This is a genomic window from Pseudomonas sp. PDM26, from assembly GCF_019219185.1.
Classification (GTDB): Bacteria; Pseudomonadota; Gammaproteobacteria; order Pseudomonadales; family Pseudomonadaceae; genus Aquipseudomonas.
This window is the reverse complement of sequence record NZ_JAHUWC010000023.1, coordinates 1-26,518: the sequence shown is the minus strand read 5'-3', so window position 1 is coordinate 26,518 and position 26,518 is coordinate 1. Positions and strand designations below refer to the sequence as shown.

Genomic DNA, 26,518 nt, shown 5'->3' with positions numbered 1-26,518 from the left:
AATCGGTGCTGCCATCGTCGACGACGATGATTTCGTACGATTCAGCGGCCAATGCGACGCGGATTTCCTCAAGCAATGGCTTGAGGTTGTTCGCTTCGTTTTTGGCGGGAATCAGTACGGATACAAATATGTCTTGGCTCATCGGGTCTCTCTCGCCCTTTTTGATTTTTTCGAGATCAGAGGCGAACGCTTCAAATCCGGTAGAACTGCCGATACCACTTCACAAATTCACCGACGCCGGTTTCGAGCGTCACCTGCGGGCTGAAGCCCACCCACTCGGCCAGTGCCGAGACATCGGCCCAGGTCTTGACCACATCACCGGCCTGCATCGGCATGTAGTTGCGCCGGGCTTGCAAGCCCAGGGCGGATTCCAGGCAGTCGACGAAGTCCAGCAACGCCACCGGCAGGCCACGCCCGATGTTGAAGAGCCGGTTTACCCCGGTGGCGGAACCTTGCGGCACCGGAGGCCTTGGGCGTAGTCGGGCGATACCTTCGACAATGTCGTCGACGTAGGTAAAGTCGCGCGACATCTGCCCTTGGTTGTAAATGTCGATGGGCAGGTCTTTGAGGATGGCGTCGGTAAACTTGAACAGCGCCATGTCCGGGCGTCCCCATGGACCGTAGACGGTAAAAAAGCGCAGGCCACTGGCTTTCAGGCCATACAAATGGCAGTAACTTTCGGCCAGCAGTTCATTGGCGCGCTTGCTGGCGGCGTACAGCGAAACGGGATGTTCGACAGGGTCCTCGACACTGAACGGCATCTTGCTGTTGGTGCCGTACACCGAACTGCTCGAGGCGTAGATCAGATGCTCGGGGCGATGGTGCCGACAGGCTTCCAGCACATTGAGGAAACCCACCAGGTTCGATTGCCCATAGACATCCGGGTTGTCCAGCGAGTAGCGCACTCCGGCCTGAGCGGCCAGGTGCACCACCTCGGTAAAACGGTGTTCTTGAAACAGGCTCATCAGGGCCGGTTTATCGACGATGTCCATTTTCCGGAAGCGAAAGCCCGGCAAAGCCTCCAGCACCTTGAGGCGTGCGTGCTTGAGTTCCACGTCGTAGTAGTCGTTGAGGTTGTCGATACCGACAACGTCCTGACCCTCGCGGCACAAGCGCTGGACCGTATGAAAACCGATGAAACCGGCTGCACCGGTGACCAGAACGGTCATTGGACGCACGCCTGCGACTGCACCGCGATCGGCGCGAGATTACTGATCCAGACCCTTGTCAGCTTCATATATAGCTCCTGCTTATGGCGTCATTCGCACACGGTTTCGTTGTGAAGCTTATAAAACAGAAACATTTCAGTTTCGATAACCCCGTGCGCGACCTCAGCAAAAAAACAATTTTTGGCCGAAAAAGCCGCTACTACTTGGCCGAATCGTCACGTGGTTTATAAAACCGGAACAAGCCGATATCCACGGTCTTGATGTATTGCGTGGCCCAATCCGGCTTGACGGTACGATCATGGAAATACAGGGCACCCTGGGTGCGGTCCGGCAGTTCCTTGTTCAGGGCCTTGCGCGCGATTTCCTTGGCCATCGCATAAGGCACCTCTTCCTGGACCGAATCGGACTTGCCGTCACACCACCAGGAAAACTGGCAACTCTTGGTCTGCGAACCCTGTTTGACCACTTTGCACACCGTGTCAGGAAAGCCCTCGTGGCCCAGGCGATTCATGACCACGTTGGCCACCGCCTCCATGTCGGCGGTGTCCTTGCCCCTGGCTTCCCAGTAAATGGAGCGGGCCAGGCACGTGATCGCGTCGTCCAGCGGCGCGGCCCCCGCCGGGTCGACGGCCTGGACTTCGGATGGGGTAATCGCTTCAGCCTTGGGTGCCGGTGCGGGGTCTTTATTCTCGGCGGCTTTCTGTTCCAGCACCTCGGCCTTGTTCTCGGCCGCTTGCTGTTTCTGCGCTTGATCCGTAGCGGACACCGGGCCGGCAAGCAACATGAAGCCCAGGCAGCTGGCGATCCAGTCGAGGTGCATGATCGGTGTCACTCGGTGAGCGATTCGATTCAGTGTAGTCGTGAAATGATTTCACCCGCCCCACTACACTCTGGATAAATCCGTTGCCCTGGATGGGCCAACTTCGCGCATCATGGGCGCAATCTGCACAAGGGGGATTTTCATGGGTTTCATCTCATCCGCAATGCGTTTGACCGGTTTGTCTCTGGGCCTGGTATTCGCCGCTAACGCTATGGCGGCGGACGAAGCGCAATTGATCGAATCGATCAACGTCTACCGCAGCCAACTGCAGCGCTGTGCCGGCCAGGTCTCAGCGGAGCTGCCACCACTGTCGGCCGACCCGCGCCTGGTGCTGACCGCCCCGAGCATCGGCAATCTGCAGCAGGCCATGGCCACTGCGGGTTATCCCATGAAGAATGTGCAGGCCATCAGCCTGTCCGGGCCTCGCGATGCAGCCTCGGCGATGAAAGCGATTCAGGAGAGTTTTTGCCAGATCGTCCTCGACCCGCAATTCGTCGATGTCGGCGTCAGCCGCCAGGACAATCAGTGGCGCATCGTCGTGGCGCGGCCACTGCTGAGTTCACGCCTGGGCGACTGGCAGACCGAGGGCCAGAAGCTGCTCATCGAACTCAACGCCGCACGGGCCAAGCCGCGTCAATGCGGCACCCAGTCTTTCAATGCGACCGCGCCGCTGGCCTGGAACGCCGTACTGGGCACGGCCGCCGAAACCCACTCCCGCTCCATGGCCAACAACAATTACTTCGATCACAAGGACCGCGATGGCCGCACCCCGGGCGACCGCGCGGAACTGGCCGGCTACGACTTCCAGCAGATCGGCGAAAACATTGCCGCCGGGCAAGACAGCGTACGCAAGGTGGTCGACGGCTGGCTGGCCAGCCCCGGTCACTGCGCCAACCTGATGAACCCGCAGTTCCGCGAACTGGGCGCGGCGTATGCGAATGATCCGAAGAGTGATGCGGGGATTTACTGGACGGCGGTGTTTGGGGCGCAGTAAGAGCTGAACCTGGCACGAACAATGTGGCGAGGGAGCTCGCTCCCGCTGGGCTGCGAAGCGGCCCCAAAAGAGGGCCTGCTGCGCAGTCCAGCGGGAGCAAGCTCCCTCGCCACAGGTGATTCATCACTCCTGTTATTTCCGTGTTTTTGCAACGTGCGTCAGTGCGAACTCATCCCGGCCGCGTGCATCAACATCCGCAATGCCCCCGCCGCCACACCCAACGCAACCACGCTCTACCAGCCATCCAAGATGCTTGTACCAAGGCGCCGGTGCTGGTGCACGGGAATCAATGGTAGCCATCGCCAATCCTCACTTTGCCGTGGAATACGTAGTCGCTCCAGACCGTATGAATCAGGATTAAAGTTCATCATAGATCCGGTCGATCACTCGGTCATCAATAGTGATTGGACGCCCGTCAAAGTTGCTCTTAGCCTGCGCTCAACAAGTCCGCAAACAACGTAATCCGTAACTGTAGGAGCGAGCCTGCTCGCGATGGTCCCAAGGACACCGCGTTTAACCAGAAAGCGCGCGTAATCGTTAACGACCATCGCGAGCAGGCTCGCTCCTACAGGTTTTGCGGATACTCATTCAATGTGTGCCGTGCCAAGAAAGAAAATCATGTCAGAACGAGTCTTGATCGATGGCTTCTCCCGGCGCGTGGATTATCTGCGGATGTCGGTCACCGACCGCTGCGATTTCCGTTGCGTGTATTGCATGGCCGAGGACATGCAGTTTCTGCCCCGGCAACGGGTGCTGACCCTGGAAGAGATTTATCAACTGGCACAAAGCTTCGTGGCGCTGGGCACCCGCAAGATCCGCCTGACCGGGGGCGAGCCGCTGATCCGTCCCGGCGTGGTGCAGTTGTGCGAGAAGATCGCCGCCCTGCCCGGCCTGCGTGAACTGTGCATGACCACCAACGGTTCGCAGCTGGCCAGACTGGCCGGGCCATTGTTCGAGGCCGGGGTCAAGCGCCTCAACATCAGCCTCGACTGCCTGGACCCGCAACGCTTTCGCGAACTGACTCGCACCGGTGATCTGGCGCAGGTGATCAAGGGCATCGACGCGGCCAACCAGGCGGGATTTCGCAACACCAAGCTCAATTGCGTGGTGATGAAAGGCCGCAACGATCACGAAATCAATGATCTGGTGAGTTTCGCCATCGACCGCAACCTCGACATTTCCTTCATCGAGGAAATGCCGCTGGGCACCATCCACGAGCACAGCCGCGCCGAAGCGTTTTTCTCCAGTGCCCAGGTCCGCGAACGCATCGCCGAACGCTACACTTTGATCGATTCAGCCGAGTCGACCCAGGGTCCGTCGCGCTACTGGCGCCTGGCCGAGGCGCCGCAGATTCGCCTGGGGTTCATCTCACCCCACAGCCACAACTTTTGCGGCACCTGCAACCGGGTGCGACTGACCGTGGAAGGACGCCTGCTGCTGTGCCTGGGCAATGAGCACGCCGTGGATCTCAAGGCTGTGTTGCGCAGCCACCCCGGACAGCCCGAACGCCTGGAAAAAGCCATTATCGAGGCGATGAAACTCAAGCCTTATCGGCACAATTTCGAAGTGAACGACGATATTCAGGTCATTCGCTTCATGAACATGACGGGCGGCTGAAACCCATGATCGTCAGACCCAAACCCAACCTGATCGGCGTGCTGACGTCCCTCAAGGGTTCGATTGCCAAGCGCATTGCCTGGCGCAGCCTGATGGTGACGCTGCTCGCCTCGGCCATCGTGCTCATTGAAACCTTGCATCCCAGTTACTTTTCCAAGGTCAGCGCCACGCCCTTCACACTGCTGGGTTTGTCGTTGTCGATCTTCATGAGCTTTCGCAACAACGCCTGCTACGACCGCTGGTATGAAGCACGCAAGGCGTGGGGCGATGTGATCGTGGAAGTCCGTTCGATGATTCGTGAAACCCTGGCCATCAAAGACACGGATGAGCGACACACGGTCCTCAGCAACCTGTGTGGCTTTGCCCATGCCCTCAATGCACGGCTGCGCCAGGAAAACGAACTGGCCGCCAGTGGCCACTGGCTGCAGCCGATGCCCAAGGGCAACTCCACGGACATCACCGGGCAGATACTGATGCAGGTCGGTCAACAGTGCTCGGCACTCAACGAGTCCGGGGCGATCAACGACTGGCGCTACACGCTCATGGCCAACCACCTGGCCGGCCTGACCCACGCCCAGGCGGTCTGTGAACGGATCAAGAACACTCCACTGCCGTTTCCCTACACCCTGTTGCTGCACCGCACCATTTACTTGTTCTGCATCCTTTTGCCGTTCGCCATGGCCGAGCCCCTGGGCTGGCTGACACCGATTTTCACCGCGATTGTCAGCTACACCTTTTTCGGCCTGGATGCGATTGCCGATGAACTGGAAGACCCCTTCGGCCGCGACGAAAACGACCTGCCCACCGACGCCATCGTGCGCAACATCGAGCGTGATGTACTGGCGGCCCTGGGTGTGACGGAGCTACCGCCACAACTGGAGCCGGTGGATTTTGTGTTGAACTGAGGCTCAGGAAACACACAATCCCTGTAGGAGCGAGCTTGCTCGCGATAGCGGTGGGTCAGGCGACATCTCTGTCGAAAGGGTATGAACCGCGCAGCGTCGCCCTCTTCCAGTGTGCAACCTTGCGGCACTTCCACCGGCCCATCATCACCGGCACGCGGCCGAAGTGGCCCACGGTCAATGGCTTGCCCGGTTTGATCGAGAGTTTCCACAGCAACGGCTTCGCAGCATCAAGCCGCTATGCAACGCGCGCAGGCGTAGCTACAGTCTTTGACTCAAAGCTTTTCTGCACAAGGAATCTGCGTTTGAGCCCCACGCCCTCCCCGATCACGGAAACGGATGTGCCGCAGCCCCGGTCCATCAGCCTGCGCGAAGCCTTTCTGTTCTGGCTCAAGCTCGGTTTCATCAGCTTTGGCGGGCCGGCCGGGCAGATTTCGATCATGCATCAGGAACTGGTCGAACGCCGGCGCTGGATCTCCGAGCGGCGCTTTCTGCACGCCCTCAACTATTGCATGTTGCTGCCCGGGCCCGAGGCTCAGCAGTTGGCGACCTACATCGGCTGGCTGATGCACCGCACCTGGGGTGGCGTGATCGCTGGCGTGCTGTTTGTGTTGCCGTCGCTGTTCATCCTGATTGCGCTGTCCTGGCTGTACATCGCCTTTGGTGAAGTGCCCGTGGTCGCCGGATTGTTCTACGGGATCAAGCCGGCGGTCACGGCAATCGTGGTGCAGGCGGCTCACCGGATCGGTTCGCGGGCGCTGAAGAACGGCTGGTTATGGGGCATCGCCGCCGCGTCCTTCGTGGCCATCTTCGTGCTCGACCTGCCGTTTCCGTTGATCGTGCTTAGCGCGGCGGTCATCGGCTTTTTCGGCGGACGCCTGGCACCGGAAAAATTCAGGACCGGTGGCCACAGCACGGCGAAAAAGTCCTTCGGCCCGGCCGTGATCGACGACGACACCCCAACCCCTGAACACGCCCGCTTCAGTGGCTTGAAACTGGCGCTTCTGGCCGTTATCGGTGCGATCTTGTGGACACTGCCCATGGCTATACTCATCGCATTGTTCGGCTGGGAAGGCACGCTGACCCAGATGGCCTGGTTCTTCACCAAGGCTGCGCTGCTGACATTCGGTGGCGCCTACGCGGTGCTGCCGTACGTCTACCAGGGCGCGGTCGGTCACTACGCATGGCTGACGCCGACGCAGATGATCGATGGCCTGGCGCTCGGCGAAACCACTCCCGGTCCGTTGATCATGGTCGTCGCCTTCGTCGGCTTTATCGGCGGCTACGTGCATCAGGTCTTTGGTCCGGATCAGGTCTTTGTCGCCGGCGCCATAGCCGCCACGCTGGTGACCTGGTTCACCTTCCTGCCTTCGTTCCTGTTCATCCTCGCCGGCGGGCCGCTGGTGGAGTCGACACACAACGAACTCAAATTCACCGCGCCGCTGACGGCCGTTACGGCCGCTGTGGTGGGCGTGATTCTCAATCTGGCGTGTTTCTTTGCCTACCACGTGCTTTGGCCCGAAGGCTTCGAAGGACGGCTGGACTGGCCTTCGCTGCTGATCGCCATCGTGGCGGGCATTGCATTGCTGCGCTTCAAGCGCGGGGTGATCGAGGTGTTGACCGGCTGCGGGCTGATCGGCCTCGGTGTGCACCTGATGTTCTGAATCAGACATTTACACGCGCCGCAATCCCTGTAGGACCCGACAAGCCAGCTCCTACAAGTTGCGCACTTCGACTGACCGGCATTGGTTTCTCCCAATTCTGCCTGGACACTGACATGACTCAACGTTGCAATTCCTACTACACCGCCACCCTCAACCAGGACACCGATTACCCAACGCTGCAAGGCCGGCATCGGGTTGACGTAGTGATCATCGGCGGCGGATTCACCGGCGTGGCCAGCGCCGTCGAGCTGGCGGAAAAGGCCTGAAGGTCGCCATCGTCGAAAGCCACAAGATCGGCTGGGGCGCCACCGGGCGCAACGGCGGCCAGGTCACCGGCAGCCTGTCGGGAGACGAAGCCATGCGCAAACAGATGCGCCGCAGCATCGGCGATGAAGTCGACGACTTCATCTGGAACCTGCGCTGGCGCGGGCACCAGATCAACCCCGAAGACCTGGCGGTCTACGACTGCCGTTTCGTACTCGACTACTACCGCCTGACCGCTGACGGTCGCCTGTTGTTCGGTGGCGGCGCCAACTACAGCGGCAAGGATTCGCGCGACATCGCCGCCGAGCTGCGCCCGTGCATCGAGCAAACCTTCCCGGCGCTCAAAGGCGTGGCCATCGATTACCAGTGGAGCTGCGCGATGGGCATCGTGATCAACCACATCCCGCAACTGGGCAAGCTCTCGGACAACGTCTGGTATTGCCAGGGCTACTCCGGCCACGGCATCGCCACCACCCACATCATGGGTGAAATCATGGGCCGGGCGATCACCGGGCAGTTGCAGCAGTTCGACACCTTCGCCGCCTGCCAGCACATCCGCGTGCCCATGGGCGACCTGCTCGGCAACCCGATGCTCGCCGCGGGCATGTGGTACTACCAGATGCTTGAGCGATTGCGTTGAGGTTACTGGCCAATACATTCAACATGGATGTTGTTTGTGCCCGCGAAGGGGCCGGAACATTCAATACACCTACCAGCAAAAAATGCTCAAGCCTGCACCACCTCGATCCCCAGCACCCGGTAATCCTCGACATTGCCTGACGCCACATGCCGCTCGGTGATCAGCGTGTGCACGCGGTTGCTAGGCGCGACGACAAAGGGCTCCACCGCACCGAGCTTGTCCGCGGTGGTGACGGCGATCACGTGGGAAGCACAGTCGAGCATCGCCTGTTTCACCGGCACTTCATCGAAGTGCAGTGAGCTTAAGCCCACCTGCGGGTGTATCGCGCAGACCCCGGTAAACAGCAGATCGGCCTTGATACCCGCCAGCAGCCGCAGGGTTTCGTGGCCGCTGGCCGACATCGTCGCCGGGTTGAGCTGACCGCCGGCCAGGATCACCTTGATGCCTTTGTACTCGGACAGGGTAATGGCCGTCATCGGCGATGCAGTGATCGCGGTGATGGCGATGTCCGCCGGCAGCGAGCGCGCGATCTGCAAGGTAGTGGTACCGGAATCGAACACCACGATCTGACCGTCCTGCACCCGTTGCGCGGCCAGTTGCGCCAGATGGGTTTTCACCTCATCGGTTTCACTGATCCGGGTGAAATAGTCCTTGCCCGTATCCTTGGGCCGGGGCAACGCCCCGCCGTGCACCCGTTGCACCAGACCGGCGCTGGCCAGCTCCGCCAGATCGCGGCGGATGGTGTCTTCGGATACCGCGAAATGCTGGCTCAACTCCGAGGCCATGACCTTGCCGTCACGTTCGAGGATCAACAGGATTTTTTGCCGGCGCACTGACGGAAGTTCGGCTGCAGAATGGTTATCGTGCATGTTTTTGCTCGTTTATGCATGTAATTGCGTGTTACCCGAGAGTATCTGCACCCCGGCGCAAAAACAACGAACCGGCAAGTATCATTTTTTTCGATCTTTCAAATCATTACAGCGAATTTTTTATTTTTCCGTGACCTGTTCAAGATGGCGCCGTCACTCATGTTTTGGATGGAAACTTCATGAATATCAATTTTGCCTTTGCGTGCATGATCGTGGTCTCGTTCACGATTGCGCTGGTTCACGCCTGACCGACAGGTCGTGAGGCGTCAAGATGTGCAAGGTCGCGGTAAAAAGCCTGACAGATCAGGAATATGCTCTATAAACAGTGGTGTCACGATTTCCGATCAGGGGAACTGGAAGGCTCCCCCGGAAGTTGATCTCTAAAAAAGCTGCGGACAATTGAGTGCCCGCCTGGAGACACCACCGATGAAAGCCCTGAAAATCGCCGCCAGTGAAGGCGCATCCGCTTGTTTCCTGAACGCCCGGGAGGTGGTCCCGCTCAGTCACACCGATTTCACCGACGTCGCCGTGGCCGTGGTGTCGGTCAATGATGTGTTGGCCGGATCCCTCGACGCCATTCAGCGCACCGGTTTTGATATCCCGATTTTCCTGGTAGCGTCCCCCGGCACCAGCACCCACCCCCGGGAAGTCTACAAACACCTCAACGACGTGCTGCTGCAAGTGAATGGCATCTTCGACCTGTCCCCCAGCAACGTCGAATACCACGGTAACCAACTGGAGACCGCCGCCAAAGCCTACGAAGAAAGCCTGCTGCCGCCGTTCTTCGATGCGCTCAAGCATTACACCGAATCCGCCAATGCAACCTTCGCCTGCCCCGGTCACCAGGGCGGCCAGTTCTTTCGCAAGCATCCAGCCGGCCGGCAGTTTTTCGACTTCTTTGGCGAGACGCTGTTTCGCGCCGACATGTGCAACGCCGACGTCAAGCTCGGCGACCTGCTGATCCACGAAGGCCCGGCACTGCTGGCGCAGAAACACGCCGCGCAAGTGTTCAACGCCGACAAGACCTACTTCGTGCTCAACGGCACCTCGGCCTCGAACAAGGTGGTGACCAACGCCCTGTTGACCCCGGGCGACCTGGTGCTGTTCGACCGCAACAACCACAAGTCCAACCACCAGGGCGCCTTGTTGCAGGCCGGTGCCACGCCGGTCTACCTGGAAACCGCGCGCAACCCTTATGGCTTCATCGGCGGCATCGACGCCCACTGTTTCGAAGAAAACTACCTGCGCGAACTGATCGCCGAAGTCGCCCCGGACAAGGCGCAACTGCCACGGCCGTTCCGCCTGGCGATCATTCAATTGGGCACCTACGACGGCACCGTGTACAACGCCCGGCAAGTGGTCGACCGCATCGGCAAGCTGTGTGACTACATCCTGTTCGACTCGGCGTGGGTCGGCTACGAGCAGTTCATCCCGATGATGAAAGACTGCTCACCGCTGTTGCTCGACCTGGGCGAGAACGACCCGGGCATCTTCGTCACGCAATCGGTGCACAAACAGCAGGCCGGTTTCTCCCAGGCCTCGCAAATCCACAAGAAAGACCGGCACATCAAAGGTCAGGCGCGCTACTGCAACCATCACCGGCTCAACAACGCCTTCATGGCCCAGGCCTCAACGAGTCCGTTCTACCCGCTGTTCGCCTCACTGGATGTGAATGCCCGCATTCACTCCGGCCGCAGCGGCCTGCGTCTGTGGGAAGACTGCGTGAAGTTCGGCATCGAAGCGCGCAAGTTGATCCTCGAAGCCTGCACCCTGGTCCGCCCGTTCGTGCCGGATACCATTGAAGGGCGTGCGTGGGAGGACTATCCAACGGAAGAAATCGCCAGCGACATCCGCTTCTTCGAGTTCCATCCCAAGGACCGCTGGCACGCCTTTGCCGGCTACGCAGAGAAGCAGTACTTCATCGACCCGTGCAAGTTGCTGTTCACCACGCCGGGCATCGACCCGGTGGACGGCAGCTACACCGACTTCGGCATTCACGCCGGCATCCTGGCCAACTTCCTGCGCGAGAACGGCATCGTCCCGGAAAAGTGCGACCTGAACTCGATCCTGTTCCTGCTCACCCCGGCCGAAGACTGGGCGAAGATGACCCACCTGGCCGCACAGATCGCCCGCTTCGAACGCTTCATCAGCGAAGACGCGCCGATGAGCCGGGTGCTGCCGGCCATCTACGCGCAGCACCAGGAACGCTACCGCGACTACACCATCCGCCAGCTCTGCCAGGAAATGCACGACCTGTATCGCAGCCACAACGTGCAGCAGTTGCAGAAGGACATGTTCCGCAAGGCACACTTCCCGAAAAAGGCCATGAACCCGCAGCAAGCGCAAATCGAGTACATCCGTGGCAACGTCGAACTGGTGGCGCTGGCGGATGCGGACGGGCGTATCGCCGCCGAGGGCGCGCTGCCTTATCCGCCGGGCGTCTTGTGCGTGGTGCCGGGGGAAATCTGGGGTGGCGCGGTGTTGAAGTACTTCCTGGCCCTTGAAGAAGGCATCAATGCGTTGCCGGGTTTCACACCGGAACTGCAGGGCGTGTACCTGAAGCACGAAGGCGGTCGCACCCGCGCGTATGGCTATGTGATCAAGGCCTGACCCCTGAGCAGGCGCTGTTGCTGGGCCAGCGCCTGATTTTGCATTCTCCCTCACGCTTGCGCAGGACGCGCCCCCAGCGTCTCTTGCCCACAAGCCCCGGCCTGTGGCAGCAGGCTGATTTCCACGCGTCGGTTGGCCGCGCGCCCGGATTCGCTGTCATTGCCGGCAATCGGTTGGCTGGCGGCAAAGCCCTGGACCGCAAAGCAACTGTCGGGGATGTCGCCCATGCGTTGCATCCAGTCACGTACGGCAGAGGCGCGCGCGTGAGAGAGCTGGAGATTGTGCTGCGGGTTGCCAAGGCCATCCGTATGCCCGCCAATCACGATCAGCCAGCCGGGCTGGGCCTTGATGTCGACCAGGGCGCTGATCAGGACCTTGGTCGACCCTGGCTTGAGCTCTGCGCTCCCGGCGTCGAACAGCGACAGGCTGTCCAGGCGCACGGGCCCGACAATCGTTGGTGCCGGCTCAAACAGCTGCGTAAAACGCTGCTCGACTGCACCGGTGGTGCCCAACCACCAGGCGCCGCTGACCAGGCCAAGCATGGCGACCGCCGCGCCCAGCCACCGGGCAACGCGACGCTTCGCTGGCGGCATCTCGGGCATGGGGTTGGGCGGCAGAATCACCACGGGCATCAACAACGACGGTGCCGGTTCCCTCGGTGGCAGCGATAGGGTGCCAAGCGAAACGCTGCTGCGCTGCGTACGCTGGATCAGGCTTTCGATCTGCTGGCGCAAGGCGTGCAGAGCGACCAGAGGGGGTTGTACCTGTTGATCCAGGCGCTGCTGCAAACGCGCCAGCTCGGTGTCCAGCTGGAGCAACGCGGGGAAGTTTTGCGCACTCAGTGCCCTGTTGCGCAGCAACGGCTGCCATTGCACGAACAGCCAGGCCAGGATTTCCTGGCGAACCGAGGCCATGGGCGGCCATAAGGCCGACCATTGGCAACACAGCGACTCGATCAGCGCCACCCCCTGCGCCATGCCCTCCAGGCCGTGGCGCAGGCTGCGCGCCAAGGCAAACGCAGTCGCCGTTTGCAGGTCCGCGCCGTTCTGCTCGAACAGCGTCAGACACCACTGCTCCACCCTGGCCCAGTCCACGTCGGGACACGCCGGATGACTCAACTTCGCCAGCTCTTCGCGCAGCGCCACGAACTCACCAAAACCGCGTGGATCACCGCCCAGCCGAATACGCATTTCAAATAACACCGTCAGCCTCCCTTGCCATACAGGTTCACGATCAAGACAACCATTGCTGTCGTTTCAAATGTCGCACCAGGATTTTGCCTTCCGGTGCCACGGTGGTGCCGAAGGTGATTTGCTCGCCGCTTTTGAGCAAAGCGTCGAGGCTGTACTCCAGATGACCCGGCAGTGTCTGTTCGAGCAACTCGATGTTCACTGTCGCCAGGCGCGGTTCGTACTTGATCAAGGTGGCCTGCATGGTCCCCATCAGCTTATGAGCCGAGCCAGGCAACCCCTGCAGGATCTGGCCCACGTCGGGAAGACCGTAATCCGGCAGGTGTGCGAGCGCACCGGCCCGGCTGTTGAGGATGCGTTGCAGGTTGTCCAGCACCGACAGCGTGTGCTGGTCCTCTTCGCTGACCTGATGCAGGTCCAGGTCGCCGTCGAAGTTCTGCAGCAGCGTTTCATAAAGCGATGGATTGAAGCCGGTCATCGGTTACTCCTCGGCCAAGCCGCGCAAGGTCAATCGGTTGTCCCCCAGCTCGATGATTCGTGCCCGGTCAGGGTCGAGGTCATCGCGGCTCAGGGTCAGGCGCCAGGTATTGACCTGCGTATCGGGGTCGCGGAACAACGCCACCACCGAGACGAAGCGCGCGTTCGTGTCCAGCGGCACACTCAGTAGCGCGCCTTCGCCCGGTTTGATCACCAATGCCCGGGTGTCCAGCAACTCGCTGCCGAGCACACCCTCGTCGCTGCCGAGCAAACGGTCGTAGGAAGCCCTCTCCAACGCTTTGCTATCGCTCAGTTGGTAAACCCGCACCAGCGTCGGGACCGACATTGCATTCATGTCCGTGCCATCGGTGTTGATCGCAGTGCGGGCACTGAAATCCAGGTGCAGGGTTTTCACCTGCTTGTAGAAAATCGAGCGGGTGGCGGAGGCGGTGCCGTCCGTGACTGACTGAGTCACCCCGCAACCGGCGAGCAGTACCGCCAGCGTCGCCAGCATCAATGAATTACCAAGGGTACGCGACATCCTGTATTTCCCTGTTCCGAGTGTTTTTCGACAGGCCTTGGTAGCGGCCCAGATTGATGGTGATCGTGTCGTGCTCCGCGCCCTGCCAGGTGTCACTACCCGAGCCCAGCATGCCGGTCATCCCCAACAGGATTGGCGTGCGCCCCAACACCGGTTGCGGCAGGCTGTGCACCGGCAGCGACAGCTGTAGCTTCGCGGTGCAGCGCCAGCCCAGGTACACCCGCAGCAGCACCCGCAGGTCGTTGTACAACTGGCCACCGGGCAGCCAGCCGCGTGCCTCGTCCTGATCCCGGGTGAACAACGCCAGATGCAACTGGCTGTTGGCGTCGTATCCGCTACTCCCCAGGGGGGTACTTTGAGACAGACTCACCGGATGGCTCGCGGACAGGCTCGCCGGCTGCACCAAGGCAATTTTCTGCGGCCAGTGCGGCGTGATCCTGGCCTGGGTCCCGGGCGCGAGCAGCGTTACCAATGCCGTGATGCCTTCGGCGTTACGGGTGGGCATGCGCATCACACTGAGCAGCGCAAGGAACCGCGAAACCGGTGTGGCAATGCGCTTGGCCGTGCCGGGAATCCCCAAACCGACCAGACCCAGCAGGCACTGCGAGGTCGCATCGCTCCCGCCCGCTTCGAAAGTGGCCGGGTACGAGTACTTGCGCCAGATCCGGTAGAACTGGGTGAAGATCCGGTGGTTGAAAATATCGAGGAACGCTTCCAGCGCTTCATGCCCCTCGCGGCGCTGGGCAATATCGTCGACAAAAGCCGTCGGCAACGGCGAGTCCACGCCGTACAACCCCAACAGGCGCGTACGCACCGTCGCCGGGCGCAGTGGTTGATGGGTGTCGGTTTCGATGCCCTTCAGTTCACTGGCGGGAAATCCCATGCCGGGGTCGGGGCGAAACCGTACCGGGTCATCCGCCGGGTGGTTGGTGCTGCCCAACAGCGGGTGATCCGGCAGGGCCTGTTCGAGCAACTGGCAGAAACGATACAGATTGGCCTCGGCCACCCGTCCGTCCAGCGCCTCGAGTAATCCGCTGGCTTTCAGCCGGGAATACGCTGACTGTGGTTCTCGTTCCATCGCAGGCACTTTCCAGAAGGTTGAAGGATCAGCGTGAGCTGGTTGAACAGGTGAATGTCGGCGTACAGGCCGAAGAAACGATGGAGCATTTCGCCGAACAGGCAGATATCGCCTTCGCCACAAAAGCCATTGGCGTCGAGGGTCACTTCGATGTCCACGCCGCGCAGCACAAAGCCCTTTTCGAAACGCTCGATCAGGTGATGCTGGACCTCGACGATGGCCGCCAGGCGCCGCCGGTTCAGCTCGCTGTCGGTCCAGTCGTACAGCGCCAGGGTGCCGCGCAGCACCTCGGCGCTATCGAGCATCGGCAGGAAATTCGAACCCAGGTGGCTGAGCACTCGCCAGTGGAACCGGTCGCGGTTCGGCGGATAGCACGGCAGGGTCGGGGCGCTCAGATTGCGCACCCGCAATCCGGTCTGAGCGGACTGTGCGACGGTATCGAGCAGCGTACTTTGCAGGGCCTTGCGCGGCAGTTGGCCGTGGGTCCCGGTCAATTGCAGAGACAGGCTCTGGCTCTCCTGCAGCCGATCCTGATCGAAGCCCTCGCCGCCCAGGATCAGCCAGGTATCGTGCAAGCCATTGGCGCCCCGCTTGAGGCGCGTATGGAAATAACGCTCGGGGGCGTCGTCGCGCAGCATGCCGCCCTTGTGGCGAAAACTGCTGAAAGGCACATAGTCAAAACGCTCGCCGTTGGTCGATGCGCTGACCCGATCCACCGAATAAATTTCCGTGTGACCGTCCTGCAAGCGCATAGGGCGCAGCAGGTAATCGGTCTGCAACGGATCCAGCGTCATCGGATCGGATTCCAGGCTGAACAGATTGATCACCGGCACCGCATGCAGGCGAATGTGTTCGGCACTCAGGTTGAACGCTGGCGGCCATGACTCGCGCAGAACCACTTCCAGTTCGAACCAGGGCAAGCCCGCTGTGATCTTGATTTTCTCCAGGCCGCAGAGGGTCACGAACATGAACTTCTCGCGGAAGGTGAAGTACTCCAGCAGCAGCTGATAACCGCTGAACGCGCTGTCGCCCTTGGGCCACAAACGGTCCTTATCGGCAAACCCCTTGGGGGCGAAATGGCCCGCCAGCGGCTGGCGCCCCGACTCGCCCGGTAGCCGCACATACAACGCCTGGGCATTAAGGGTCAGGGCCTGATGCAGCGCACTGGCCAAGGGTGCATCGGCGTTCAGATACAACGGCAGGCGACTCAGGTCGACCTCGCCCCAGTCAACGGATGACCCACAGGAAAATCGCAGGCGCAGCACCGAGCGTCCATCAGGTTCGTGGGCCAGGCGCACCGACTCCAGCTCGATGGGTTGCAGCTTCAGGTCCTGGGTGGTGGTATAGCGACACCGGGTTCGTTGCGGCCCGATGGGCTGCGACAGCACTTCGAACCCGGCCGCGATCACCTCGCTGCGCTTGATCTGTGTCAGCTCCGGCGCCAGTTCGACAATCGACAACGATGGAATGGTGCGCAGGTAATGCGGCCACAACAGGCTGACCAGGCCTTCGGTCAATTCCGGAAGGTCATCGTCGAGTTTTTCGCGCAAGCGTCCCATCAGGAAGGCAAAGCCTTCGAACAGGCGTTCCACATAGGGATCGCGGGCGCCGGCCTTGTCCAGATTGAGCTGCGCCGCCCGGTCCGGAAAGGCTAACGCAAACTCCTGGCCGGCTTCGCGCAGGTAGCGCATCTCGGCGTCGAAATATTGCAGTGTCAGATTGTCCATGTTCAATAAAAATCCTGATAAATGAGGTTCAACCGCAGAGCACCGCGGCGCGTACCGGATCAATGGCCACCATTGCGGCGAGTAATGCCTCCATGCGCCGACCCAGGGCGGTCTTGTCGGCATCGTTGCGTTGCGCCTTCAAGCGCGTCAGCTTGAGCAGGCGTGCCTTGACTTCAAAACTCAGCTCCGGCTCCCACTCCGCCAACGCCTGGCGCTGCGCCGTGGCGTCCAGCTCACCGAGCAGATGCATGGCCAGGTCGTTCTTGCCACATTGCTCGGCCACGCGCGCCATCAACAGGCGCAGCAGCCAGCGTTGGCGTCCGGTATGGATGTCGGGACGCGCGGCCAGCCAGGCCAGCGCTTTCTCTACGCCGTCGCTGTCGGCCTGGGCCAGGGCCTCGCTCTCCAGGGACAGAATCTCGACATCGGCGACCACCGCAGCCTGAGCCGGCGCAGGCAACCACTGCTGGGCCTGATTGCCGCTGACATGCTGGCTGATCCACTCGCGGGTCTTCTCGTCGGCAAACGGTGTGCCGTCGCTCCAGCTCAACAACTCCAGCCCCGGCAAGCGGTCGAGGAGCATGCCCAAGTCACGCTTGACGATGTCCGCCCAGCCGTCCATGGGCGCCTCCTGCTTGCCCAGGGCCTGGACCAGGTGCCAGTGCAGATCCAGCCAGAAATGATTAACCCCCTCGGCGAACGTCCGCTCGATCTGATCGAGCATGTCAGTCCAGTTCTGCTGCTGGTACAGGCGCTTGAGTTGCGCCCGCGACTCACCTCGGGGCGGTGCCAGGCGCGTCACGCCATTGGCATCCTGCAGCGGGAGTTGGTGCAAGGTGTCCCAGCGCAGGCTGCGCATCAGGCGATGGGCCGCCAGCCAGCCTTGGGGCTGCTCGCGTAAATAGCCCGCCAGTACCCGGCCGCTGTCCAGCAGATCGCGCCCGGACTTGATCACCGGCGTGCTCGCCGCGATGGCCTGGTTGGCGGACTCGTGAGTGGCGCTGTTCTGCGGCACCACGGCATCGACGCCACCAGACTGCGCCATGCGCGCGGACAACGCCGCGTACAGCGTGCCCAGTTGCGGCCGCTGATCCTGCGGCCAGGCCTCCAGCCCGCGCTCCAGCCAGGCCAGCGCCGCCACCGTGCGCTCGGCCTCGGCCTTGACCACTTCCGGGTACCGCGACAGGCTGTCCAGCACCTTGGTGCTGGTCAGCCACTCCAGGGCCATCCTGCGGCTGTTGGGCCGCGCCGGCAGCACCTCGCCGGCGTAACGCTCGACCAGTGCGGCGAGCAGACCCAGGCCATCGGCCAACCCCGCCTCACCGTGCTTGTGCAGGCGCGCCCACAGGTAATAGGTGGCGACGCGCAGGTCCTTGCAGCGCTGGCAGAGCAGCTTCTGCGCCAGGGCGATCACCTCGTCGATATCGGCGCCGGAGAGCTGGTTGACCGCCTCGCGCACACGCTGGAAATCATCGTCGTACCCCGGGTCTTCGCCGACGGCGGACTGCGCACTGATGGGTTGCAACCAATCCTGCCAGCGCTCGGCCTCGGTGCGGGCCAGTGGCAATGGATCGCGCTCGCCCAGGCAGCGGCTGATCAGTTTGAGCAGACTCATTCGTAACTCCCGGTCTGCGCAAGGGGTAGCGTTTTCGTCCCCTCGCCAAGAAAAATCCGAGCCGGCAGCTCGAAGCCACGCAGCTTGAGCAAGGCCAGCGGCCCCGCGCCCAGTTCGGTGCGCAGGTGCCAGGTCAGGTCGAGGCCATCGGGCGCCCTGACTTGCACGCGGTAGTGGCTGTCGCTGTCGTTCAGAGCGGTGATGCGCGCCTGTTCCAGCAGGCGGATCAGGCCCCAGGTGCCTTCGTAGTCGCCGAACAGGCGCTCGTTGGCCTGCACGCTGATCCAGGTCAGGCGCGTGCCCGGGTGCTGGGTGAAGCCCGGCCAGCTGAAGCGTTGCCAGCTTTCCTTCTGGTTGAAGTACTCGTGCTTTTCGCCATTGAGGATGAAGGTGGTCTGCACCACGTCGCGCACCGGCTTGCCGCGCAGCTCGAAGCTCAGGCCCATGCCGCCGTCGGTGTAGAGCACGTCGGCGAGGTGGCTGAGCTGGTTGATCGCCGCGAGGAACTGCGGGTTGAAGCGCAGGCCCTGGCTGTGCCGGGTGTCGGCCACCCAGCGGCTGCCTTCCTTGCGCAGCACGCCACCCAACTGCTGGTGCAGAAACTGTTCTATGCGCCCGGAGTCGGCGCGGATCATCTGCCCAAGCATCGGCAGCGAGGCGTCGCTGGCAGTGGCCGCCAGCGGGTAGCGCCCGGCGAACGCATCGCGCCAGTCGCGCACGATCGCCCGTTGCCACAGGCTGTTGAGCCCCGCCGCCGACGGTTGCAATACCCGCTGCCAGGCCTGGTCCAGGGGCTGCACAAACAGCGTCTGGCCGATACCGTCCCACTCGGCGCCGAGGCTGGCGGCGAGCAGGCTGCCGTAGGACTGGGTGTCGCTGAGGTCGACGTTATTACCCTGGAACACCGTCTGAGCCAGTGCCTGGGTCATCGCCTGCGGGTTTGCCGCATTGCTCACCTGTTGCAGCTTGAGGCGCACCCGCGTGACCCGGTTGAGAAAGGCTTGCAGGCTCAGGCGCTCGCTGTCGTTTTTGTTGTCGACGTCCTTACCCAGCAGGGTCAGCAAGGGGCCGAAGGTGGCGTCCAGCGGGCCGCTGCTGGCGGGCATCGACTGGTCGATCATTGGGGTTTTATCCGGGCCGAGCAGTTGCTGCGCCGACTTCACCAACGAGTCCGTCAGGGCTGGCCCCCGGCTGCCGGCCTGGCCCTGATAGGCCAGGTTGTTCATCAGCGCTATCAGCGGCGACTGGCGCACATCGCTCATCAACGCCAACTGGTCGATCACCTCGCCGAGGCTGTCCACCGGCTGCCAGCGCAGGCGGTTGAGAAAATCCAGCCAGGCGTTGGCGTAGTCCTGGAAGTAGCGTTCGGTCAGGCGCTCCTTGAGTTGCTCCGGGCTCAGGTCGGCGGCGAGTCGGGCCGGGTTGTCGCTGAGTACCCAGTCGATCTCTTCCCGCCGCGCCTCGGCGATGGCATCGATGGCCTGGCGCACCTGCCCTTCCCAAGCCTGGCGGGTGAACACCCCGGGCACCTCGGCCGAGGTGGCAAACAGCGCCAGCGCGTCGGTGTCGCCGACCATCTGCTGCAAGCCCAGCGCCGGGGCGTGATTGGCCGCCGTATCGAGCACGGCCTGATACAGGCTGGCTTCGCCATTGCGCTGGCCCAATTGGCCAAGGAGCACCTGCCGGGCCTGGGCCACCAGTTTCGGATCCGCGTCGATGCGCCAGTCCGGATGGACTTCCAGTTGCTCGGCGTAAAACGCCCACAGGGTCGGCGCCAGCCCTTGCCAGAGCCCCGGCGAGAATCCCGCGCGTTGCGGCACGGCGTCGGTCAGGGCCTTGGCCAGGAACGCCGGATCGGTTTTGTCCGGGCGGGCCAGCATCAGGTAAGCCTTGAGTTGCACGTAGGCGGTGTGGGCCCGTTTGGCACGCTCGGGGCTATCCGGTGGCAGCTTGATCAACGCCTTGAGCTGGGCCTTGAGGTTGGCCGCCGCCGGGTCGCGGAGCAGGCGCTGGTTGGCCTCGACGTAGCGCGGCCATAGCGCGGTGAGCAGTGCGTCGTTCTGGTTCAGGCCGAAGCGCTGGTACCACGGCGAGCCGTGGGTGGCGCGGTAGTCCAGGCGCGACAGCTCGCGGGTGAGTTCGTGCAGGGCGCGGAGTTGCGCGTCGCCTTCGGCGGATTGTTGCAGGGTAGTCAGTGAGGTTTGTACGTGGGCAATCAGCACACGATTGCTGGCGAAGGACAGCAGCAGGCCGGCGCCCCACAGCAAGGCCAGGCCCAGGGTCAACCCATAAACCACGCGCGGCCCGCTCCAGCCGACGCGCCGGCTGGGGTATTTGGGGGCTTCCAGCACACCGTGCCAGGCCGGGCCCATGGGCCAGAAATGGTCGTGTTCCTTGCGTTCGGTTTTGCCAGTCAACGGCAGGCTGAACCAAAGCCCGCGCAACGCCACGCTGTTACTGAACATGCCGAACAACGGCGCCAGTGCCTGGCGCCAACGGGCGATGCCCTCGACCTGCAGATCCCGCGTCAGACGCAGAAGGAAATCATGATCACGGCGCGTCTGCATCTGCGCCCAGCCTTCGTCGCGCAGAGGTTCCAGCAGGCTGTGCAGCGAGGTTTCCAGTGTCGACTCGGTCAGGCGCGCAGGCAACGGGCAGCCGACCGCCTGGACGGGGCGTTTGTCTTGCTGCCATGGACTGGCGCAGACCTGCCACAGGTGCAGCGGCAAGGACCAGCCCAGCTGCCGCGCCAGGTCTTGCAGGTGACGGGCGCCGTTGCCCATCAGTTCCTCGTCGGCGCTCTGCGCCGGGCTCAATGCCCAGACCACGCCGTCGAGGGCGCGCCAGCGGGTCAGTCGGCGGCACTGGGCGAGCACCTTGGCATCCAGCTCGGCGTTCACGCTACCACCCCAGATCAGGATGGTGTTCTGGTCTTCTAGCCAATGGTCTTGACGCAGGCCGGGGGTGATGGCGCTGATTTGTTCGGGTTCGCCGACGATGAGCAGGAGGCGGGTTTTGTGGCGCCAGAAAGGGCCGTGTTGCTGGCGCAAAAAGTCCCCAAGTCTGGCCGCTAATTGTTTTGTCTGATCAGTATCAGAACGGGGTGCTCGCGCAGGCTCAGGTGAATCATCCGTTTCGACCTTGTGATAGGTCGAACTCCCCATCTGGCGTCTTAACAGCTGGTTAACACCCAGGAACATCGTGGCGATGAAGGCGGCCACCGAAATCACGGAAAGCCAGAGGGTCTTTTGGGTACTGCCTGCCGTCATGCCCAGCGACTCGGGCGATCGCCAGACCAGTGCACCCAAAGCCACAGTGACCAGCATCAGCGCGCTCACCACCGTACCTATCCCTACGGAGCGTAGAAACTGCATTCGATATTCCTATTTCGAAAGGGAGGACACGGGGATCAACACCGTGCTCCAAAGTCCATCGGCGACATCGCCACCACTGAAAATGAACTGCGACCCGGCACCACGCTCGATCGTCTGCGCAGCGGCGGCGATCGCCAGCCAAGGGGATGCGGGACCCGGATGCCCAAGCAGTTCATCGAGATTGCACGTCTCGGCTGGCAGCGAAACATCAGCCAACACCGCCGCCAAATCGGCCTGACGTTGCGCGTCGATACCGGTCCGCCAGACCTGCTCGACCGGCTGCGCCGGCTGTGGCGTCCAAGCCAGTGCCTGGCGCGCGGCACAGAGCAAACCCTCGCGAGTGGACTTACGGTCCTGCTCGGGGCGATGGAGGTAGGCAATCGGCGGCAAGACCGATTGCGTCAGCCGGTTGCCGAACAACAGCCCAACCGCCACTTCCGTTGTGCCATCGGGAACGTCCGGGGCGAAGTGCACCGCCACCACCATCAGCAGCGCCTGATCGTCGATGCGCTGGTCGAGCCAATGATCCACCGCAACCAAGCCCCTGCCCTCGACAGGGCTGGCTGATTGACGGATGCCGGACAGGCTCCAGGCTTTTCGCCACACCCGGCGTAAATCGCTTTCCGACAGGCCGCTTTCGACCTCCAGCAACAATGCCAGCGCCGCGTTGTCCGGCAACGGTGCCAGGGTTTGCGCGAGGTCGCCGAGCACCTGCGTCAACACATCCAGCAGAAGGTGTTCCGGGTCTTCCCGTTCCCCTGGCAACTGACTGTAACGCTGCGGAGCTGCATCCTCCCCGGCGGATCGCGCCTCAAGAGCGACTGTTCCGTTCAGCAAGGCATCAAGCTGGGCGGCCGGTTGATCTCCAGGTTTGCGCAGGGCGGTGTACAGACTCACACCCAGGACTTGCTGGGAGCGGCGCCCCCGTCGGGTTTTGCGGGCCAAATCCTTTTCCCGCGCTTCATCCCAACCATCGGCTGCACTTTGCTGGCCCATGTAAAGCAGCACTTTGCCAAAGCTCAACACACACCAGCCCGCCAACGGCACGCCCAGGGCCAGCGCCCAGAAGTCGTGTGGCTGCTGATGCAACGGCACCGGGCTGAACAACAACGCCAACCCGGTCCCCACCATCAACATCACAGGCAGCAAGCCGATCCAAAGCCAGGCACGAGGCTGTGCAGGTCTCGGCGCCTGCGCAGGGACTTGATCCAATCTGACCGGCATGGGCTAGTTTGTCCCTGGCACTGATAACCAGGAAAACAACGCATAGGTGCATGCGCAGCGATGTCTGCTGGAAACTCCAGTGCCCCCGCCCGTGGTTTTGTCGCCAATGCGTATGATGTCTTTCATGTCTTGTCCCTTTTTCATTGACCGGAAAATGCGTTGCCCGAAGTTTCTTGACTCACTTCGTCTCGCGGTAAAAACACTCCGTCCTGCAATACAAATTTCGAGAGCTGTAACGGCCGTCCAAGCACATCAACTTTCTCGAACCATTCGATGGAGAATCCCCATGAATTCCACTTCACCGAAGAAAAATCAAAGTCTTGCAATTGTGATCCGCTGTTTTGACTGGCCATTGATATCGATCGCAGACAACTGCTCACCAAAACCCTGGTTTTCTCAACAAGATCTGCTTCAGTGACTTGATAGACATACAGCCAGACTTCGCTTCCAGCACCGCACAATCCTGTTGGGTGCGCAGGGTTCGAGGGCAATGCCTGGAACATCGAAACGAACTCACCCTCCCCAACCTTGTGCTTATCGCTGTCATATAATACGGCGGTCGCATCGGCCAACAACTTCACTCGATAAACCGCACCGCCTGCCATTTGCAATTGCGCCTGCCCACTGACATTACTTATCCGCAGCGTTTCAGCGCTGGCATAAACAATCGGCACCCAACTGAGTAAAAAACAAAGCAGTTGCTTTCCGAGCTTATTCGCCCAGCACATGGTCTGCATAACACACTCCCAAGTATTGCCATGGATGTACGTCAGACTGCCCCTTCGTTCCCTTCGAATACGTCTCCTTGTCCCTCTCTCGCAGTTGTGCCTGTGTTTTGTCCTTGTTTTTCTCGTTATCCGTTGACCAGCCGATATTTCCGGTATTGGCGTCACACAACAGGTTTTTCTTTCTGACCCACGATGCCGACGCCGCGTCCCACTCGTGATAAGAGCCACCGTTCCAGCGGCTGAACACCTCATGCTGCAATTGATCGTCGGTATAGGCTCTGCCGACCTGTCCAAGGTATTTTTTGGCGATACGTACCTTGTCCCTATAAACCGAAGATCCCGCCAGAATGTTGGCTTTCCAGTTCCAGACCTGTTCGTAATTCGGTGCCGGATTGGTCATTTGCGTGATGCCATAGCCTTTGTCGAAGGCAACTATTGGCTCGCCATCCAGTTCTATGAAGTGTTTGGAACGAGTTTCCTGCTCCAGCAGCTTTTCGAAGCCGGCCATATCGTCCAGGCCAGCTATATAAGTGGCGACGTTTTGCGCGGAAGGATTTCGCCCTTTGATAACGACACTTCTCGTCAGCGTGTTATCGTTGACACTGACGCTTATTGTCAGCGTACCGCCCAGCACTTTTCCTGAAAGACTTGCCGTCCAGTTCCTGCTTCTACTGACAAACGAACCTGACTCCGTGAAGGTTTGCAGCACATTGTTCTTTCGGGCTCTCTCTCTCAAGCCACTGGCTTTCGCATCCCACTCAATTTCCCACGAGCACTTGTAATCCCCGACAAATTGAGTGCGAAATTCGAAAACAATATCGGGAAAACCCGCATCCTCGTTGATGTTGAAAATTGCGTTTTCTGCTGGCGACAACCAAGTCAATGTGCTTTCCGCAGATACGACCTTGATAACGGTGCTGTCCGTACTGTTCGTGCTACCTGCATTTTTTGTTTGTTGCATGGCGTCAGTCCTTTGCTAAAAATTCGCTCACCATAGTGTTGCCAAGCTGGAAGGTGCCACCGGCCTGGCAATATCGTCGTTATTCAGCGCATCATTTACGGAAACACGCCCCGCCGTTACCAAAATCTACTATCAAACAGTCTTTTCGGATTTCCAACGTCATACCATTGAATATTGCCGACAGATCGTCCTCTTTATCGAAGTGCTGCTCTTTCCAGTGAACAGAAAACCAGCGCCCTGAGGGGGAAACGTCTAACCACTGAATCGGCTGCTCCGAACCTTGCTCTTGAAAGCCAATTTTCTTCAAAATCCTTCCCGGCTTAAATGGTACAAACATCAGCCCCTGTTTTGAATCGCTCCAGATTTGCTGCTGCTCAACGCCATCTTCGAAGTACCAAAACACTGAGGTCGGCTTTATCGCCGGAGTAATGACTTCCTCTTTGTAATGCAGCGTGATCAAATAGTTGCCGGCCACATGTGCAAGCGCATCAGGGTTACCCTCGTAGTACTTTTTGGTCTCCGCCAGATCCAGCTCATACGGCTGATTAAAAGATATTGTCTGGCCTGGCTTTTTCTTCCATTCAACGCTAAGCCACCGTGCCGTATCAGACACAGCGAACCACTTAGCGGGACTTGAAGCTGCGCCAATACGAAAGCCAATCCTTTTTAGAACCCTTTTATCAACATACGGCAGCGAAAAACGCCATTCTTCTGAACTGCGCCAGAGCAACTGAGATGGAGGACCTTGGGAAAAATCCAAAAAGACATCTACAGGCTGAATCGGTGGCGGAAGTGAAAAGCTACTATATTGCATTTCCAATACATAATTGTTTTGTGCAAGCTCGACTACTCGATCACTGTCACTCTTCCGGCTAAAATCAGCCTCAGCCAGATTTCTTTCACTGTATAGATTGAAATTGACATCCAATGCTGTTTTCTGAAAAGGAGCTTCCTGATTTTTTAAACTCAATACATCGCCGTCCACGTGCCAGGTTCCACTGGCAACGCCCTCTGCACTCCCATACACAATTTCCGCGGTAAAAGTACCGTCTTTGCGCAACATCAACTCGGAGGCCATTTCCATACTGCCGTGCAGATTGTAATGCCCGGTCAAGTCACCTGAATCGGTTGCTGCGAGCGCGGAGGAAAACGAGATAACTATCGCATAAAAAAACATCAAAAATTGCATGTAGTAGAACTCCTTTCTAAAAGTCAAAGGGCGGGCGAATTTGTTCATTTCAGTTACATGAAGTATTTACTGGCTACCATGAATCGCTGTCGTAGTCGTATAGGCTGAACAGCAATTCGCTGATAAGCCCAAACGCTTCATTTCGGATAGCCACTCACCATGTGCCATAAGGAATGCCATGCGCGTCAACATAGGCTTTGTTCTCAGGCTCGATAGGCACGTATTGCCCATTGCTCTTGCCTCGATAAGGCCCTAGCGGCTCGATCTCGGCCTGAAAACGGCCGACTTCCTTGTAATCGAGACACGCTCCTCCCACCCAGACCTTGACGATGCCACCAGGGGCCATGCCTAGTGTGATGGAGTCTCGATAGTCGTCTTTCCACTTTTTGGAACCTTGGCAAAACACCCGCTCCGGCTTGACCATCTCGTCGCGCACCCACTGCGGAATCGTGATTCTGATCTTGTACGCCTGTGGTTCCACCAGCGATTGCCAGCGCAGAAAGAGCCGCTCCGGCAGGTCGACATTATTTACCGGCTTCGTTGCTCCCCCCCCTTTGTGCCAGCCTTCCGGCTTGCGGGTATAGCCGGCCACACCCCCGAACACATGAAAAAAGGCCAATCCCCGCTGGTCGAGCACGTCCACCGTCTCAACCCAGACTTCCATGAAGCGCGGCGCGGCCAAGCCGACGTACCAGCTGTCATAGGGCAGGTTGGGCGGTTGAGGTGACTGCGGCCCGTTGGCGCAGGCACACAAGCTCAACAGCAGTCCGATCAGCAGGCTCAATCGCTTCATTGCGGATACCCCTTCTGCGGCTGATTGGGGTAGACGTTGCGCTGTTTGTTCGGCGCCGGTTTGTTGATCAGC

General features: G+C 60.5%; 21 protein-coding genes and 2 pseudogenes. 6 read left to right on the top strand and 17 right to left on the bottom strand.

All coding sequences use genetic code 11. The annotated features are described in order from the left end of the window. From KW849_RS30720 to KW849_RS30710, 3 genes are all read right to left on the bottom strand, one after another. Positions 1-142, bottom strand: a 142-nt coding sequence (locus KW849_RS30720; protein ID WP_218431413.1) for a glycosyltransferase, incomplete at its 3' end; no start/stop codon positions are given. 49 nt (positions 143-191) lie between these two features. Then, positions 192-1,169 (bottom strand): NAD-dependent epimerase, encoded by a 978-nt coding sequence (locus KW849_RS30715; RefSeq protein ID WP_218433862.1) that lies wholly within the window; start codon positions 1,167-1,169, stop codon positions 192-194. A gap of 199 nt (positions 1,170-1,368) precedes the next feature. Beyond that, the gene (locus tag KW849_RS30710) at positions 1,369-1,989 is read right to left on the bottom strand and encodes a cell wall hydrolase (protein ID WP_218433861.1); all 621 of its coding nucleotides are present in this window, start codon (positions 1,987-1,989) and stop codon (positions 1,369-1,371) included. A gap of 142 nt (positions 1,990-2,131) precedes the next feature. Here KW849_RS30710 and KW849_RS30705 point away from each other — a divergent pair, with 142 nt between their 5' ends. Next, on the top strand, positions 2,132-2,983 hold the full coding sequence (locus KW849_RS30705) for a CAP domain-containing protein (protein ID WP_218433860.1): 852 nt from the start codon (positions 2,132-2,134) through the stop codon (positions 2,981-2,983). A gap of 158 nt (positions 2,984-3,141) precedes the next feature. Here the strand turns inward: KW849_RS30705 and KW849_RS31705 are convergent. Further along, a pseudogene (locus KW849_RS31705) lies at positions 3,142-3,283 on the bottom strand (DUF2474 family protein). 318 nt (positions 3,284-3,601) lie between these two features. Between KW849_RS31705 and moaA the strand changes: the two are divergent. From moaA to KW849_RS30680, 4 genes and pseudogenes are all read left to right on the top strand, one after another. Then, on the top strand, positions 3,602-4,600 hold the full coding sequence (gene moaA, locus KW849_RS30695) for a GTP 3',8-cyclase MoaA (RefSeq protein ID WP_218433859.1): 999 nt from the start codon (positions 3,602-3,604) through the stop codon (positions 4,598-4,600). A gap of 5 nt (positions 4,601-4,605) precedes the next feature. After that, positions 4,606-5,505: a bestrophin family protein gene (locus KW849_RS30690; RefSeq protein ID WP_218433858.1), complete on the top strand. Its 900-nt coding sequence runs from the start codon at positions 4,606-4,608 to the stop codon at positions 5,503-5,505. Positions 5,506-5,807: 302 nt separating this feature from the next. Further along, positions 5,808-7,166: a chromate efflux transporter gene (chrA, locus tag KW849_RS30685; protein WP_218433857.1), complete on the top strand. Its 1,359-nt coding sequence runs from the start codon at positions 5,808-5,810 to the stop codon at positions 7,164-7,166. A 113-nt stretch (positions 7,167-7,279) separates the two neighbouring features. After that, positions 7,280-8,070, top strand: a pseudogene (locus tag KW849_RS30680) (NAD(P)/FAD-dependent oxidoreductase). Positions 8,071-8,156: 86 nt separating this feature from the next. On the opposite strand, the gene KW849_RS30675 reads toward KW849_RS30680, so the two are convergent. Further along, entirely contained in the window at positions 8,157-8,939 is a 783-nt protein-coding gene (locus tag KW849_RS30675; protein WP_218433856.1) for a DeoR/GlpR family DNA-binding transcription regulator, read from the bottom strand. A gap of 426 nt (positions 8,940-9,365) precedes the next feature. Between KW849_RS30675 and speF the strand changes: the two genes are divergently transcribed. Beyond that, the gene (speF, locus tag KW849_RS30670; protein ID WP_218433855.1) at positions 9,366-11,549 is read left to right on the top strand and encodes an ornithine decarboxylase SpeF; all 2,184 of its coding nucleotides are present in this window, start codon (positions 9,366-9,368) and stop codon (positions 11,547-11,549) included. 50 nt (positions 11,550-11,599) lie between these two features. On the opposite strand, the gene KW849_RS30665 is transcribed toward speF, so the two are convergent. The 12 genes from KW849_RS30665 to KW849_RS30610 form a co-directional block, all read right to left on the bottom strand. Then, on the bottom strand, positions 11,600-12,739 hold the full coding sequence (locus KW849_RS30665) for an OmpA family protein (protein WP_256357469.1): 1,140 nt from the start codon (positions 12,737-12,739) through the stop codon (positions 11,600-11,602). A gap of 43 nt (positions 12,740-12,782) precedes the next feature. After that, positions 12,783-13,217, bottom strand: coding sequence for a type VI secretion system baseplate subunit TssE (gene tssE, locus KW849_RS30660; RefSeq protein ID WP_218433854.1), 435 nt, complete (start codon positions 13,215-13,217; stop codon positions 12,783-12,785). A 3-nt stretch (positions 13,218-13,220) separates the two neighbouring features. Beyond that, the gene (tssJ, locus tag KW849_RS30655; protein WP_218433853.1) at positions 13,221-13,757 is read right to left on the bottom strand and encodes a type VI secretion system lipoprotein TssJ; all 537 of its coding nucleotides are present in this window, start codon (positions 13,755-13,757) and stop codon (positions 13,221-13,223) included. Beyond that, positions 13,738-14,835 (bottom strand): type VI secretion system baseplate subunit TssG, encoded by a 1,098-nt coding sequence (gene tssG, locus KW849_RS30650; RefSeq protein WP_218433852.1) that lies wholly within the window; start codon positions 14,833-14,835, stop codon positions 13,738-13,740. The genes tssJ and tssG overlap by 20 nt, the downstream gene beginning before the upstream one ends. Beyond that, positions 14,799-16,568 (bottom strand): type VI secretion system baseplate subunit TssF, encoded by a 1,770-nt coding sequence (gene tssF / locus KW849_RS30645; protein ID WP_218433851.1) that lies wholly within the window; start codon positions 16,566-16,568, stop codon positions 14,799-14,801. Before tssF ends, tssG begins: the two co-directional genes overlap by 37 nt. A gap of 22 nt (positions 16,569-16,590) precedes the next feature. Further along, positions 16,591-18,177 carry a type VI secretion system protein TssA gene (gene tssA / locus KW849_RS30640; RefSeq protein WP_218433850.1) on the bottom strand — a complete coding sequence of 529 codons (1,587 nt, stop codon included), beginning with the start codon at positions 18,175-18,177 and terminating at the stop codon, positions 16,591-16,593. Continuing rightward, a complete protein-coding gene (locus tag KW849_RS30635) occupies positions 18,174-21,551 on the bottom strand; it encodes an ImcF-related family protein (protein ID WP_218433849.1) in 3,378 nt (1,125 codons plus the stop codon). Before KW849_RS30635 ends, tssA begins: the two co-directional genes overlap by 4 nt. A gap of 9 nt (positions 21,552-21,560) precedes the next feature. Continuing rightward, the gene (locus KW849_RS30630) at positions 21,561-22,775 is read right to left on the bottom strand and encodes a hypothetical protein (RefSeq protein WP_218433848.1); all 1,215 of its coding nucleotides are present in this window, start codon (positions 22,773-22,775) and stop codon (positions 21,561-21,563) included. Positions 22,776-22,915: 140 nt separating this feature from the next. Continuing rightward, complete coding sequence (locus KW849_RS30625; protein WP_218433847.1) at positions 22,916-23,512, bottom strand: hypothetical protein; 597 nt, start codon at positions 23,510-23,512, stop codon at positions 22,916-22,918. Further along, positions 23,487-24,464: a hypothetical protein gene (locus tag KW849_RS30620; protein WP_218433846.1), complete on the bottom strand. Its 978-nt coding sequence runs from the start codon at positions 24,462-24,464 to the stop codon at positions 23,487-23,489. Before KW849_RS30620 ends, KW849_RS30625 begins: the two co-directional genes overlap by 26 nt. A gap of 91 nt (positions 24,465-24,555) precedes the next feature. Then, entirely contained in the window at positions 24,556-25,701 is a 1,146-nt protein-coding gene (locus tag KW849_RS30615; protein WP_218433845.1) for a hypothetical protein, read from the bottom strand. Between the two features lie 106 nt (positions 25,702-25,807). Further along, positions 25,808-26,518: DUF2931 family protein (locus tag KW849_RS30610; protein WP_256357468.1), on the bottom strand; the 711-nt coding region annotated here is incomplete at its 5' end.